Raw genomic sequence first — 12,970 nt, 5'->3', positions numbered from 1 at the left:
CGGGATGAATCAGGACAGGGACATTTCGCGGCGCTGGCAGCTGCTGGCGATCGTGCTGGTGATCGGCTACCTGATGTGGCTGCTGGCGCCGGTGCTGATGCCGTTCGCGGTGGCCGCGATGCTGGCCTATCTGGGCGACCCGCTGGCCGACCGGCTGGAGCGGCTCGGCCTCAACCGGATGTGGGCGGCCACGATCGTGTTCGTGGTGATCCTGGTGGCGGTGGTCGGCGTGCTGTTGCTGCTGATCCCGCTGATCGCGCGCCAGGTCGAGAACCTGGTCGGCAACCTGCCGCGCTATGGCGACTGGGCGCAGAACACCGTGTGGCCGTGGCTGCAGGCGCGACTGCACCTGGACCCGCACACCTTCGACAGCGACCGGATGCTGACGGCGATCAAGGAACACATCGGTTCGATCGGCGGCGTCGCCACCGCGGTGATCGGCAAGGTCTCGCGTTCGGGCCTGGGCATCGCCATGGCGCTGACCAACCTGGTGCTGATCCCGGTGGTGGCGTTCTACCTGCTGCGCGACTGGGATCGGCTGGTGGCCAAGATCGACGGCATGCTGCCGCGCTCGATCCAGCCCACCATCGCGCACCTGGCCAGCGAGTCGGACAAGATCCTCGGCGCCTTCGTGCGCGGCCAGTTGCTGGTGATGCTGGCGCTGGGCGTCTTCTACGGCGCCGGCCTGGGCATGGTCGGGCTGCAGGTGGGCCTGCTGATCGGCATGGTCGCCGGCCTGCTCAGCTTCGTGCCGTACCTGGGTTTCATCATCGGCTTCGTGGCGGCGATCATTGCCGCGCTGGTGCAGTACGGCGACTGGACCCACGTGCTGCTGGTCTGCGGCGTGTTCGCGGTCGGCCAGTTGCTGGAAGGCTACGTGCTGGTGCCCAAGCTGGTCGGCGACAAGATCGGCCTGCACCCGGTGGCGGTGATGTTCGCGGTGCTGGCCGGCGGCTACCTGTTCGGCTTCCTCGGCGTGCTGCTGGCGCTGCCGGCGGCGTCGGTGATCATGGTGCTGCTGCGCTACCTGATCGAACGCTACCGGATGAGCGAGCTGTACAACGAGGAAGGGCCAGACGATCCGGTGATCGCCGAGGTCGATGTGGCCGTGCACCGCGATGGTGAGGTCGAGACTTCCGCGGTCGACGTGGCATCGCCGGGCGACTCGTCCACGCCATGATCCCGCAGTTGCCGCTCGCGCTGCGCTGGCCGCGTCGGCAGCGCTTCGAACACTTCCACGCCGGCGCGAATGCCGCCGCACTGGCCGCGGTGCATGCGCTGGCGCTGCAGCCCGGTGCACCGTGGGTTTACCTGCATGGCGCCAGCGGCAGCGGCCGCAGCCATCTGCTGATGGCCGCCTGCCAGGCCGCCATCGCCGCCGAACGGCGCGTGCAATACCTGCCGCTGGCGACGATCGCCGACCATGCCGCGGCCTTGCGCGGCGTCGCCGGCAGCGAACTGCTGGCGCTGGACGACCTGGGCGCCATTGCCGGCAACCGCGACGCGGAACACGCGCTGTTCGACCTCTACAACCGCGCCCGCGCCGAAGGCAGCGCCCTGCTGTTCGCCGCCGACGCCACGCTCACCCGGCTCGGCATCGAACTGCCCGACCTGCGCTCGCGCCTCGGTGCCTGCACCCAGTTCGCGCTGAAACCGCTGGACGACGACGAACGCCGCATGGTGCTGAAAGCGCAAGCCGCGTCACGCGGCATCGAACTGGATGACAGCGTGCTGGACTGGCTGTTCGCCCGCTACGCCCGCGACCTCGGCGCGCTGCTCGACCTGCTCGACAAGCTGGATCAGGCCTCGCTCGCGGCGCAGCGGCGGATCACCGTGCCGTTCTTGCGCGGCTTCCTGCGCGAATTGGGATAAAGCCTGTTGGTTTCCGGGGTTTGCGGCTTGCTGCCGAAATCGGAGACGACTAATGGATGATGGTTCGGACCCTCTGGCTTCCAAGGACGCATATGTATCGGCTGTTTTATTGCGCAGGATGGATTTCCCTGGCGATAGTTCTCGGCTTGAGCGGATGCGTTCGTCCGGTTGACCCCGAATTGATCGAGATCGTCGCTGCGCCACAGATATCGGGTTGCGGGGAATACGCATCGAACGTGGCGGTGGACCTGCATATCCGCAATCTTGGCGCGCATCCACTTCGCTTCGATGTTTCGGGAAACGTCAGGGATCCTCCGGTGCTGATCTGGAGCGCCTACAGCGTGCTCGATGTCAGTGGCGAAAGCCATGTCGTGGACAGGCGCCTGTCTCCCGGCTTGCCGGTCCCCGTGGTGGATATCGCCGACCATGCCAGCATTGCCGGACACGATGATGGAACGGCTATTGCGTTGCTGGATGATGTCAGGCCCGAGGATTACGCCAAGACCCTGCGCATCGAGTTGCGCGACAAGTACGATCGTCGTTACCTCTCCCAACCATTTGCACTCTGCGGTTCGAAAGCATCGGAGTCAGGTGTTGACGCTACGCTTCCGTTGAGCCATCGGGCAGCGCGGTTACTTCCATTGCCGGTCCTGGCTCACCTGTTATTGGGTAGCGAAGGAGCTGACGTGGTGGACGCGTTGCGTCCCCGGTATATGGGATCGTTCGGAAAACTGACATTTTACGAACGCGCCAGGGCCGACATCCGCGAGCCAGGGATATGCCGAGCGCGGTGGGTTGATATCACGCTGGATGAGAAAGGGAATGTCCAATCCCGTACACAGACGTGGCGTTTCGGGGCGCCTGCCGATCTATATGGGGCACCCGAGTCTGCAGCGAGTCTGCCAGGCGACGCGCGTTGTGCGGCTCAGGCGACGACGCGAGACTTCTTTCCCGCGCCGGATGCCCAAACCGCAGTCCAGGTAGCGCGCTACATGGACGTGCTAAACCGACATGGTCCGTTCGCCAATCAGGTCATTGATGTCCACTGGCGCGAAAAAGACATGGCAGCGGCAATACCCGGCAGCTCCCTGCAGGAAATCCGGCAGGTGCACACGATCGCTTGCCTGCCTGATCATCGCGAAGAGAATGCCTGCGTCCACATACAAGATGAAGATGGTGCGCGCGACTATCGCGTTTATGGCGTGAATCGCTGGAATCAAGTCCGGATCGACCGGATTGAGGGAAGCACAACTATCTTTCTCTATTGAGCCTGGGCATGAAAGCCCCGGGCCGTGTTAGTCATGAATCTTGGCGCAACCGTGCATCACGGTGCCGCGACTGGAGGACTGGTCGAAGCCTCTTTCGAGGCTTCGAGATCAGGTGTCGGGTTCGAACATCTCGCAAACGCAAATTCAGGCTCAGGCCTTGAGCAGTGCCGGTGTCGCCTGCTGCCCGATCGCGTCGACCATCGCCTTGGCCACGTTGAGGTTGCCGGCGACGATGTTGCCGCTTTCCGGGATGCCGTCGCGGCCGGCGAAGTCGCAGTAGCGGCCGCCGGCTTCATGCACCAGCAGCACGCCGGCGGCCATGTCCCACGGCTTCAGGCCGATCTCGAAGTAGCCGTCGTAGCGGCCGGCGGCGACGTAGGCCAGGTCGAGCGCGGCGGAGCCGGAGCGGCGGATGTCCTCGGCCTGACCGAGGATGGCGCGGGTCATGTCCAGCTGCGGCACCAGGTGTTCGCGCTGGCGGTACGGGAAGCCGGTGGCGATCATCGCGCCGCCCAGGTTCTCGCGCTTGGACACGCGCATGCGGCGGTCGTTGAGGTAGGCGCCGTCGCCCTTGCTGGCGGTGTACAGCTCGTCGCGCAGGGGGTCGAACACCACGGCGTGGATCGGCACGCCCTTTTCCAGCAGCGCGATGGAGACGCTGAAGTGCGGGATGCCGCGCAGGTAGTTGTGGGTGCCGTCCAGCGGGTCGATCACCCAGGTCAGCGGGCCCTTGCCGATCGCGCCGCTTTCCTCGGCGAGGATCGCGTGGTCGGGATAGGCGCGGCGCAGTTCCTTGATGATTTCCGCCTCGGCCAGCTTGTCGACTTCGGAGACGAAGTCCATCTGCTGCTTCTCGACGATGTTCAGCCCGTCGATGCGGTTCATGTAGCGCAGGATCACATTGCCTGCTGAACGCGCGGCGCGCGCCGCGATCGTGACGTGTGGTCTGGCCATGGGTATCGACTTTGGAAGAGAGCGGGTTTGCGGCCGGCGATTCTAGCAGAGGCGAGCCCCGGGCGCCCTTGTCCACTATCCTTGTCGACCCGCACCGCCAATCCGCCCAGCGCATGACCGATCTCCACGACCTCGCCGCCCGCATCCGTTACGTGCTGGTGCGCACCTCGCATCCGGGCAATATCGGCAGCGCGGCGCGGGCGATCCGCACGATGGGCTTCCAGCGACTGGAGCTGGTGACGCCATACCGCTTCCCCGACCCGGAGGCCAACGCGCTGGCTGCGGGCGCGGACGACGTGCTGGCCGGGGCCGGCATCCACGGCGAACTGGTCGATGGCCTGGCCGGCACCAGCTTGGCGCTGGGCTTGTCGGCGCGCCGGCGCGGGGTGAATCTGCCGGAAGTTTCCCCCCGCGAGGCGGCGCAACGGGTGTTGGCCGCGGCGATGCGCGGGGAGCAGGTGGCGCTGGTGTTCGGCAACGAGCGCACCGGGCTGGAGAACGAGGAACTGGCGCGCTGCCACGCGATGGTGCGGATTCCCAGCGTGGACGACTTCAGTTCGCTGAACCTGTCGCAGGCGGTGCAGGTGATGGCCTACGAGGTGCGCCTGGCGCTGCTGGGCGACGACTTGCCCGCGCCACCGCCCGAGCACGACGAGCCGCCGGCCGACGCCGCGCAGATGGAGCAGTTCTACCGCCACCTGGGGCAGACCCTGGACGACATCGAATTCCACAAGGGCCGCGAACCCACCACGATCATGCTGCGCCTGCGCAAGCTGTTCCAGCGCGCCCAGCCGGACGAACGCGAGTTGCGCGTGCTGCACGGCATCCTGGCGGACGCACAGCGGATGGCCGGGCTGGCGAAAGATCGGTAAGTAGCTTGCTTGCTCCCTCCCCTAGTGCAGCAGGGGAGGGCCGGGGTGGGGTGCTCTTTGCCTTACTGCTCGTCGTCGGACGGTTCCAGCGACGGTGCCGGCGTGACCAGCAGCTTGTCGATGCGGGCGCCGTCGAGGTCGACCACCTCGAAGCGGATGCCGTGCCAGGCGAACACTTCGCCGGTCTGCGGCACGTGACCCAGCGCCGTCATCACCATGCCGGCGACGGTGCGGAAATCGTGTTCGTCCTCGCCCGGCAGCGTACTGATCTGCAGCAGTTCGCGCAGGTCGTCGGTGGGCAGGCTGCCGTCGATCAGCCAGCTGCCATCGGCGCGCTGCATGATCGGGCTGGCCTCGTTGCCGCCGCCGTGGCCGATCTGGCTGGCGCCCACCACGGCCGCCAGCAGGTCGTTGACGGTGACCACGCCCTCGATGTCGCCGTACTCGTCGACCACCAGGGCCAGCGGCGTCTCGGCGTCGCGGAATTCCTCCAGCAGGTCCAGCGCGCGGGCGGCGGCGGGCACGAACAGGGGTTTCGACAGGTGTTCGAACAGTTCGGGCATGCCTTCGGCGAAGCTGTGCAGCAGGCGCTTGACCTCGACCACGCCGACCACGTCGCTCTCGTCGCCGCGATAGACCGGGTAGCGCGAATACGGCGTTTCGCGCAGCACCTCGATGTTTTCCTCGCGGGTGCCGGCGATGTCCAGCCAGGCGATGCGCATGCGCGGGGTCATCACGCTGTCCACCGTGCGGTCGCCCAGGCGCAGCACCCGGTTCACCATGTTGTGCTCATCCGGGTCCAGCACGCCCTGTTCGGCGCTCTCGGCCACCAGCAGGCGGATCTCCTCCTCGGTGACCATGCCGCTACCGAGCTGGTTGACCCGCAACATGCGCAGCAGCAGGTTGCTGGAATGGTTCAGCAGCCACACGAACGGCGCGGTGATCCGCGACAGCACCAGCATCGGGATGGCCACGTAGGAGGCCACCTTCTCCGGCGAGGCCAGCGCCAGCCGCTTGGGCACCAGCTCGCCGAACACGATCTGGATGTACGAGATCAGCACGAAGCCGAGCACGATGCCGATGATCCGCGCGTAGGGCAGCAGCCAGGTCAGGCGCGTGCCCTCCAGGGCGGCGGCAATGTGGCCGCCCAGCGCGTCGCCGGCGATCGCGCCGGTGATCAGCATGACCAGGGTGATGCCGACCTGCACGGTGGACAGGAAATGCTCCGGCGCCTCGGCGTGGCGCAATGCCGCGGCTGCCTTGCGGCTGTTCAGGGCCATCTGCTTGAGGCGGCTCTTGCGCGAAGCCACCAGGGCCATCTCCGACAGCGCGAAGAAGCCGTTGCACAGGGCCAGGACGAGGACGAGCGCGATTTGGGTCAGCATCGCGGCGATGATGGGGGAGGGTGCATGGGCACAGTGTAAGTGGTGTTGACCCTGCGCATCACCCCGCCGATGGATGCGGATTGATGCAGGGCAGCACGGCAGTCCTGTAACATCCCGGTCATTCCGTTCGATCAGGCGTGGCCCGCATGTTTTCACTGCAGACGATTTTCGGCAAAGGCGACAAGTTCTACGGTTTGCTCGAACAGAGCGCCGAGACCGCCCACGAAAGCGCCAAGGCGCTGCACGAACTGCTGACCCGGCCGGGCGCCGAGCAGGTGATGGCCGCGTTCGCGGTGACCCGGGCGCGCGAAAAGGAACTGGCTGCGCAGATCAGCGAAGGCCTGGTCAACACCTTCGTGACCGCGCTGGATCGCGAGGACATCGAGGCCCTGAACTCCGCTCTGTACAAGATTCCCAAGACCGTGGAGAAGTTCGCCGAGCGCTACGAGATCGTGGCCGGGCGCCTGGTCGGTGTGGATTTCGCCCAGCGCGCGCTGGTGCTGGAACAGTCCAGCGCGGTGGTGGTGCAGATGGTGCACGAGCTGCGCCGCGGCCTGCGCATCGACCCGGTGAAGAAGCTGCAGGATCGCCTGCAGGCGCTGGAGTCCGAAGGCGACCGCATGCTGCTGGCGCCGTACCGCACGCTGTACGTGGAGGGCGGCGACGTGATGCGGGCGATGTTGTCCAAGGATCTGTTCGAGCTGATCGAGAAGGCCATCGACAAGTGCCGCGACGTCGGCAACATCGTCTATTCGATCGTGCTGAAGAACTCCTGAGGCCACGCCCGTGACCCTGTGCATTGCAACCCGGCATGCGACGCCGTGCGGGATTTCCCCCAGCTGCGGTGAACGCCCATGAGCATCGTCATCGCGGTGGTGGTGATCGCGCTGGCCTTCACCTACATCAACGGTTTCCACGATACCGCCAACTCGATCGCCACCGTGGTGGCGACCAAGGTGCTGACGCCGGGGCAGGCCGTGCTGATGGCGGCCGGCACCAACCTGGTCGGCGCGTTCATGGGCACGGCGGTGGCTGCCACGATCGCCTCGGGGCTGATCAATGCCGGCGTCATCGAGATGAGTTCGCAGTTGCTGATCTGCGCGCTGCTGGCGGCGATCGTGTGGAACCTGATCACCTGGTGGCTGGGCCTGCCGTCCAGCTCCAGCCATGCGCTGGTCGGTTCGCTGGTCGGTGCGGCGATCGCCGCGTCTGGCAACAACTTCGATTCGGTCATCTGGGTCGAGGGCAGCGTGCTCAAGGGCCACGGCGTGATCCCCAAGGTGATCATCCCGATGGTGCTGTCGCCGCTGGGCGGTTTCGTCATCAGCTTCCTGCTGATGGGGGCGCTGTACGCACTGCTGGCCTGGTTTGCCAACCGGCAGGGCTGGTTGCGCCGATTCGGGCGCACGCCGTTCGTCAACGCGTTCTTCGGCAAGGCGCAGATCCTGTCGGCTGGCGCGATGGGCGTGGCGCACGGCATGAACGACGCGCAGAAGAGCATGGGCATCATCGCGCTGGCGCTGGCCGGCGGCACCGCCGCCCACCAGTTCGACCAGCTGCCGCACTGGCTGGGCTTCCTGCGCATCGACGGTAATCCGGCCGGCGGTTTCGAAATCCCGGTCTGGGTAAAGGTGGTGTCCGCACTGACCATGGCCGCGGGCACGGCCGGCGGTGGCTGGCGCATCATCAAGACGCTGGGCCACAAGATGGTCAAGCTGCACCCGATCAATGGCTTCGCCGCCGAAACCAGTTCCGCCATGGTGATCCTGGTGGCGTCGGTGTTCGGCATTCCCGTGTCGACCACCCACAACGTGTCCGCCTCGATCATGGGCGTGGGCGCGGCGAAGCGTTTCAACGCGATCCGCTGGTCGGTGGTGGAGCGGATGGTGTGGGCGTGGATGCTGACCCTGCCGATCACCGCGCTGCTGGCCTACGGCCTGGTGCTGCTGTTCCGGCTGGTGTCCTGAACGAAGTTTCGGCTACAGCGAATCGCTGCTGTTGGCGATGAGCTGTTCCAGTTCGTCGCCCAGCGTGCCCAGCTCGCCGACCACGCGTTGCAGCTCGGCCTGGTCGAGGAATTCATAGGGGCGGTTTTCGCACAGGTGCAGGTAGGGCGAGCCGTCCAGGTCGGCGACCGCGAGGAAACCGGTGCGCTGTTGCCAGTTGAAGCGCAGGCAGCGGTTCGGGTCGGTGCCGGCCAGCGGACCCACCGGCGTGGAGATGCGCAGATAGCGTCGTCCCGCCTCGTCCTCGAGCTCGGCCAGGTAGATCCCCTGGCAGCGATCCTGGGCCAGCTGCAGGTCGAAGCTGATCAGGTAGGGGTCGTTGTGGCGCAGCTCGTGCAGGCTGCCGATGTGGGAACGCACGGCTTCGAAGTGGCGCATGGTGCGGCTTCCGCTGGCGAAGGTCGGAAGCTACTCTGACACGGATTCCCCTGCGTCGCGTGAACCATGAATGATGCCGCCGCCCGCATCTACGCCGCCATCGCCGCCATTCCGCAAGGACGCGTGGCCAGCTACGGCGCGATCGCCGCGCGCGCCGGCCTGCCCGGTCGCGCGCGCCTGGTCGGTCGGCTGCTGGGCGAAGTGCCCGACGGCATGGAACTGCCGTGGTACCGCGTGCTGCGCTCCAGCGGGCACATCGCGATGCCGCCGGGCAGCCGCGGCTTCCGCGAACAGTCGCGCCGCCTGCGCGCCGAAGGCGTCGAGGTAAAGAACGGCCGCGTCCCCCCGTCGCGTTTCGGCCTCGACGCCGATCTCGACCACGCGCTGTGGGGCCCCCCGCTCCCATAAAGCCAAAGCGCCTCTTGCCTTCGCCTCCTCTCCCGCTTGCGGGAGAGGATTGAGGAGAGGGAAGCGCCAACAAGCCAAAGCGCCCCTTGCCTTCGCCTCTTCTCTCCGCCCACGGGAGGGGAGAAGCCCCCTGTCATCGCCAACCCACACGCCCTCGCGTGTCCCGCGCACACCCGCTTGCGCGAAGCGGCGCCCCTGCATTTGCTAGCATTCCCGGAATGCCTACTTCCCTCGACATTCTTCAAAGCGTTTTCGGCTATCCCAGTTTTCGCGGCCAGCAGCAGGCGGTGGTCGAGCATCTGGGCGAGGGCGGCGATGCACTGGTATTGATGCCCACCGGCGGCGGCAAGTCGCTGTGCTACCAGATCCCCGCCTTGCTGCGCCAAGGCACCGGCATCGTGGTGTCGCCGCTGATCGCGCTGATGCAGGATCAGGTCGACGCCTTGCGCGAGGCCGGCGTGGCGGCGGCGTTTCTCAATTCCAGCCTGGCGGGGGACCAGCAGCGCGAGGTCGAGCGGCAGCTGCTGGCCGGTGAGCTGAATTTGCTCTACGTGGCGCCGGAGCGATTGCTGACCTCACGCTTCCTCGACCTGCTCGAACGCACCGAAGTGGCGCTGTTCGCGATCGACGAGGCGCACTGCGTGTCGCAATGGGGCCACGACTTCCGCCCCGAATATCGCGAACTGGCGATCCTGCACCAGCGCTTCCCCGACGTGCCGCGCATCGCGCTTACCGCCACCGCCGATCCGCGCACCCGCGAGGAAATCGTCGAGCGCCTGTCACTGCAGGACGCGCGGCAATTCGTCTCCAGTTTCGACCGGCCCAACATCGGCTACCGGGTCGGCCAGCGCCACAACGCGAAGCGCCAGCTGGGCGAGTTCCTGCTCGGCCACGAGGGCGAGTCCGGCATCGTGTACTGCCTGAGCCGGCGCAAGGTGGACGACACCGCCGCGTGGCTGGCCGAATCGGGCATCGAGGCGCTGCCGTACCACGCCGGCCTGGATGCAGCCACGCGTGCGAAGAACCAGCAGCGTTTCCTGCGCGAGGACGGCGTGGTGATGGTGGCCACGGTCGCCTTCGGCATGGGCATCGACAAGCCCGACGTGCGCTTCGTGGCGCATCTGGACCTGCCGCGCAGCATCGAGGGTTACTACCAGGAAACCGGACGCGCCGGCCGCGATGGCCTGCCCGCCGAGGCGTGGATGATCTACGGCCTGTCCGACGTGGTCACCATGAGCCAGATGATCGCGCAGTCCGAATCGGCCGACGAGCGCAAGCGGGTCGAGCGGCAGAAGCTGGAATCCCTGCTGGCCTACGCCGAGGCGATCGACTGTCGCCGCCAGCTGCTGCTGGGCGCGTTCGGCGAAAGCTATCCCGGCCTCTGCGGCCATTGCGACAACTGCGTGGCGCCACCGAAAACCTGGGACGCCACGGTGCCCGCGCAGAAGGCATTGTCGGCGGTGTACCGCACCGGCCAGCGCTTCGGCTCCGGCCACGTCATCGCGGTGCTGCGCGGCGAGGAGAGCGAGCGCGTGCTGAGCTTCGACCACCATCGCCTGAGCACCTTCGGCATCGGCGCGGAGCTGGACGACAAGCAGTGGCGCTCGGTGTTCCGCCAGTTGCTGGCGGCCGGCCTGCTCGAAGCGGACGCCGAAGGCTACGGCACGCTGCGCCTCACCGCCGCCAGCCGCGCCGTGCTCAGCGGCGGCAAGCAGGTGAGGCTGCGCGAGGACGCCCGCCCCGAACGCGCCACCCGGCGCCGGCGCGACAGCAAGCTGGTCACCGGCGATCCCCGTCATGGCGGCAGCCTGGGCATCGAGGCCTACGAGCAGCCGATGTGGGACCAACTGCGCGCGCTGCGCACCCAACTGGCGAAACAGCAGGGCGTGCCGCCCTATGTGGTGTTCCACGACGCCACCTTGCTGGCGATGCTGCGGGCGTTGCCGGCCAACGAGGACGAGCTGGCCAGCGTCAGCGGGGTGGGCGAGGCCAAGCTCAAGCGCTACGGCCGCGACTTCCTCGCGGTGATCAACGCGGCGGACTAGTTTTCGCCGCGGCGCACCGGTGGCGTCACCGATGATCCGCAAACGCCCGGCGCACGGCAGCGTCCGGGCGCCGTCATCCGTTCCGCAAGCAGCATCGGAGCGCGGTTCCAGCGAGGTTTTCGGATCATGCTTGGCGAAACATGACAGCGCTGTCATAGTAGCCCCCGATGGCGTCAGGTGCAGGGGCGGGCAGGGGTGGGCACGGGCAGTCCGTGTCGGTTCCTGCATACGTATTCAGCCGGACAGCGCCGCACGTACACCGCAGAATCGACTGCGATGACTGGTCATGACGTTGGGGAGACGCGATGAGCACGATGGATGCAACCGGAGATGGCCTGGGGCGGCACGCCACGGCGCGCGTGGTACTGATTTCGGCGGCGGCCGCGCTGGGCGGATTCCTGTTTGGCTTCGACACGGCCGTGATCAACGGCGCGGTCGACGCGATCCGCGGCAGCTTCGCGCTGGACGCGGCCCAGATCGGCTTCGCGGTGTCCTGTGCCCTGCTCGGTTCGGCGCTGGGCGCCTGGTATGCGGGCATGCTGGCCAACCGCTTCGGCCGCGTGCGCACCATGCAGGTGGCGGCGGTGCTGCTGGTCGCCAGCGCGATCGGTTCGGGCATGGCCACCGCGGTGTGGGACCTGATCCTGTGGCGACTGGTCGGCGGCATCGGCGTGGGCGTGGCCTCGGTGATCGCTCCCACCTACATCGCCGAGGTATCGCCGGCAAACATTCGCGGCCGGCTCGGCTCGATGCAGCAGCTGGCGATCGTGCTGGGCATCTTCGCCGCCCTGCTCAGCGATGCCTGGCTGAGCGGTGCAGCGGGCGGAGCCAGCCAGCCGCTGTGGCTGGGCCTGGCGGCGTGGCGCTGGATGTTCCTGGTGGCCACCCTGCCGGCGCTGGTCTACGGCGTGCTGGTGCTGGGCGTGCCGGAATCGCCGCGCCACCTGGTGGCCAAGGGCCGCATCGACGAAGCCCGCATCGTGCTGCGCAAGGTGCTGAACATGCACAGCGAGGCAGCGCTGGACAGCAAGCTGCATGACATCGAAGGCAGCCTGCGTTCGGAACACAAGCCGCGCCTGAGCGACCTGCGCGGCAAGGCGGCCGGGCTGTTGCCGGTGGTCTGGATCGGCATCCTGCTGTCGGTGTTCCAGCAGTTCGTGGGCATCAACGTGATCTTCTACTACTCGTCCACCCTGTGGCATTCGGTGGGCTTCAGCGAGGCCGACTCGTTCACCATCACCGTGGTCACCTCGATCGTCAACGTGCTGGTGACCCTGGTCGCCATCGCGCTGGTCGACAGGATCGGCCGCAAGCCGCTGTTGGTGGTCGGCTCGGCGGGCATGGCGATTACCCTGGGCGTGATGGCGTGGTGCTTCTCGCAGGCCACCGGCAGCGGTGCGGAGCTGAGCCTGCCCGGCTCGGTTGGCATGGTGGCCCTGGTCGCGGCGAACGCCTACGTGGTGTTCTTCGGCGTCAGCTGGGGCCCGGTGGTCTGGGTGCTGCTGGGCGAGATGTTCCCCAATTCGATTCGTGCCACCGCGCTGGCGGTGGCCGCCGCGGCGCAGTGGCTGGCCAACTTCGCCATCACCAGCAGCTTCCCCGCACTGGCCGAACTGGGCCTGACCTTCGCCTACGGCCTGTATGCCGGCTTCGCCTTGCTGTCGCTGCTGTTCGTATTATCAGGCGTGCGCGAGACCCGCGGCGTCGAACTGGAGGACATGCGCGCATGAACGCCTTCCCGCAAAAAAAGCCGGCCGCGGTGCAGCTGGCCTGCGCCGCGCG

General features: G+C 67.0%; 12 protein-coding genes. 9 read left to right on the top strand and 3 right to left on the bottom strand.

Annotated elements, in window-relative coordinates; translation table 11 throughout:
* The first annotated feature begins 4 nt into the window (after positions 1–4).
* The 3 genes from I6J77_RS13000 to I6J77_RS12990 all read left to right on the top strand — a co-directional run bounded on the left by I6J77_RS13000 (position 5) and on the right by I6J77_RS12990 (position 3,140).
* Positions 5–1,180 carry an AI-2E family transporter gene (locus I6J77_RS13000; protein WP_056767135.1) on the top strand — a complete coding sequence of 392 codons (1,176 nt, stop codon included), beginning with the start codon at positions 5–7 and terminating at the stop codon, positions 1,178–1,180.
* Entirely contained in the window at positions 1,177–1,872 is a 696-nt protein-coding gene (gene hda, locus I6J77_RS12995; RefSeq protein WP_204109309.1) for a DnaA regulatory inactivator Hda, read from the top strand. The genes I6J77_RS13000 and hda overlap by 4 nt, the downstream gene beginning before the upstream one ends.
* Positions 1,873–1,964: 92 nt before the next feature.
* Positions 1,965–3,140, top strand: coding sequence for a hypothetical protein (locus tag I6J77_RS12990; protein WP_204109308.1), 1,176 nt, complete (start codon positions 1,965–1,967; stop codon positions 3,138–3,140).
* Between the two features lie 150 nt (positions 3,141–3,290).
* Here I6J77_RS12990 and I6J77_RS12985 read toward each other — a convergent pair whose 3' ends face one another.
* Complete coding sequence (locus tag I6J77_RS12985) at positions 3,291–4,094, bottom strand: inositol monophosphatase family protein (RefSeq protein WP_056717059.1); 804 nt, start codon at positions 4,092–4,094, stop codon at positions 3,291–3,293.
* A gap of 113 nt (positions 4,095–4,207) precedes the next feature.
* Between I6J77_RS12985 and I6J77_RS12980 the strand changes: the two genes are divergently transcribed.
* Positions 4,208–4,966 (top strand): RNA methyltransferase, encoded by a 759-nt coding sequence (locus tag I6J77_RS12980; protein WP_204109307.1) that lies wholly within the window; start codon positions 4,208–4,210, stop codon positions 4,964–4,966.
* Positions 4,967–5,028: 62 nt separating this feature from the next.
* Here I6J77_RS12980 and I6J77_RS12975 read toward each other — a convergent pair whose 3' ends face one another.
* On the bottom strand, positions 5,029–6,351 hold the full coding sequence (locus tag I6J77_RS12975; protein WP_056717061.1) for a hemolysin family protein: 1,323 nt from the start codon (positions 6,349–6,351) through the stop codon (positions 5,029–5,031).
* A 146-nt stretch (positions 6,352–6,497) separates the two neighbouring features.
* Here I6J77_RS12975 and I6J77_RS12970 point away from each other — a divergent pair, with 146 nt between their 5' ends.
* Both I6J77_RS12970 and I6J77_RS12965 read left to right on the top strand, forming a co-directional pair.
* On the top strand, positions 6,498–7,127 hold the full coding sequence (locus I6J77_RS12970) for a DUF47 domain-containing protein (RefSeq protein ID WP_007805738.1): 630 nt from the start codon (positions 6,498–6,500) through the stop codon (positions 7,125–7,127).
* A gap of 78 nt (positions 7,128–7,205) precedes the next feature.
* Positions 7,206–8,318 carry an inorganic phosphate transporter gene (locus I6J77_RS12965; protein ID WP_204109306.1) on the top strand — a complete coding sequence of 371 codons (1,113 nt, stop codon included), beginning with the start codon at positions 7,206–7,208 and terminating at the stop codon, positions 8,316–8,318.
* A gap of 12 nt (positions 8,319–8,330) precedes the next feature.
* Here the strand turns inward: I6J77_RS12965 and I6J77_RS12960 are convergent, their stop codons facing one another.
* Positions 8,331–8,735, bottom strand: coding sequence for a hypothetical protein (locus tag I6J77_RS12960; RefSeq protein ID WP_204109305.1), 405 nt, complete (start codon positions 8,733–8,735; stop codon positions 8,331–8,333).
* A 66-nt stretch (positions 8,736–8,801) separates the two neighbouring features.
* On the opposite strand from I6J77_RS12960, the gene I6J77_RS12955 reads away from it, so the two are divergent.
* From I6J77_RS12955 to I6J77_RS12945, 3 genes are all read left to right on the top strand, one after another.
* Positions 8,802–9,143: an MGMT family protein gene (locus I6J77_RS12955; RefSeq protein ID WP_204109304.1), complete on the top strand. Its 342-nt coding sequence runs from the start codon at positions 8,802–8,804 to the stop codon at positions 9,141–9,143.
* A 218-nt stretch (positions 9,144–9,361) separates the two neighbouring features.
* Positions 9,362–11,188 carry a DNA helicase RecQ gene (gene recQ / locus I6J77_RS12950; protein ID WP_204109303.1) on the top strand — a complete coding sequence of 609 codons (1,827 nt, stop codon included), beginning with the start codon at positions 9,362–9,364 and terminating at the stop codon, positions 11,186–11,188.
* 305 nt (positions 11,189–11,493) lie between these two features.
* Positions 11,494–12,918 carry a sugar porter family MFS transporter gene (locus I6J77_RS12945; RefSeq protein ID WP_056767129.1) on the top strand — a complete coding sequence of 475 codons (1,425 nt, stop codon included), beginning with the start codon at positions 11,494–11,496 and terminating at the stop codon, positions 12,916–12,918.
* The last annotated feature ends 52 nt before the right edge of the window (positions 12,919–12,970 follow it).

It is taken from the genome of Rhodanobacter sp. FDAARGOS 1247, from assembly GCF_016889805.1.
Taxonomy (GTDB): domain Bacteria; phylum Pseudomonadota; class Gammaproteobacteria; order Xanthomonadales; family Rhodanobacteraceae; genus Rhodanobacter.
The sequence above is the reverse complement of the archived record's forward strand: the minus strand, read 5'-3'. Positions and strand labels throughout refer to the sequence as shown.

Coding starts and splice junctions, on each gene's coding strand:
- I6J77_RS12990 (WP_204109308.1), top strand. CDS start 1,965: ATGTATCGGCTGTTTTATTGCGCAGGATGGATTTCCCTGGCGATAGTT.
- recQ (WP_204109303.1), top strand. CDS start 9,362: ATGCCTACTTCCCTCGACATTCTTCAAAGCGTTTTCGGCTATCCCAGT.
- I6J77_RS12960 (WP_204109305.1), bottom strand. CDS start 8,735: ATGCGCCACTTCGAAGCCGTGCGTTCCCACATCGGCAGCCTGCACGAG.
- I6J77_RS12975 (WP_056717061.1), bottom strand. CDS start 6,351: ATGCTGACCCAAATCGCGCTCGTCCTCGTCCTGGCCCTGTGCAACGGC.
- I6J77_RS12985 (WP_056717059.1), bottom strand. CDS start 4,094: ATGGCCAGACCACACGTCACGATCGCGGCGCGCGCCGCGCGTTCAGCA.
- hda (WP_204109309.1), top strand. CDS start 1,177: ATGATCCCGCAGTTGCCGCTCGCGCTGCGCTGGCCGCGTCGGCAGCGC.
- I6J77_RS13000 (WP_056767135.1), top strand. CDS start 5: ATGAATCAGGACAGGGACATTTCGCGGCGCTGGCAGCTGCTGGCGATC.
- I6J77_RS12945 (WP_056767129.1), top strand. CDS start 11,494: ATGAGCACGATGGATGCAACCGGAGATGGCCTGGGGCGGCACGCCACG.
- I6J77_RS12980 (WP_204109307.1), top strand. CDS start 4,208: ATGACCGATCTCCACGACCTCGCCGCCCGCATCCGTTACGTGCTGGTG.
- I6J77_RS12965 (WP_204109306.1), top strand. CDS start 7,206: ATGAGCATCGTCATCGCGGTGGTGGTGATCGCGCTGGCCTTCACCTAC.
- I6J77_RS12955 (WP_204109304.1), top strand. CDS start 8,802: ATGAATGATGCCGCCGCCCGCATCTACGCCGCCATCGCCGCCATTCCG.
- I6J77_RS12970 (WP_007805738.1), top strand. CDS start 6,498: ATGTTTTCACTGCAGACGATTTTCGGCAAAGGCGACAAGTTCTACGGT.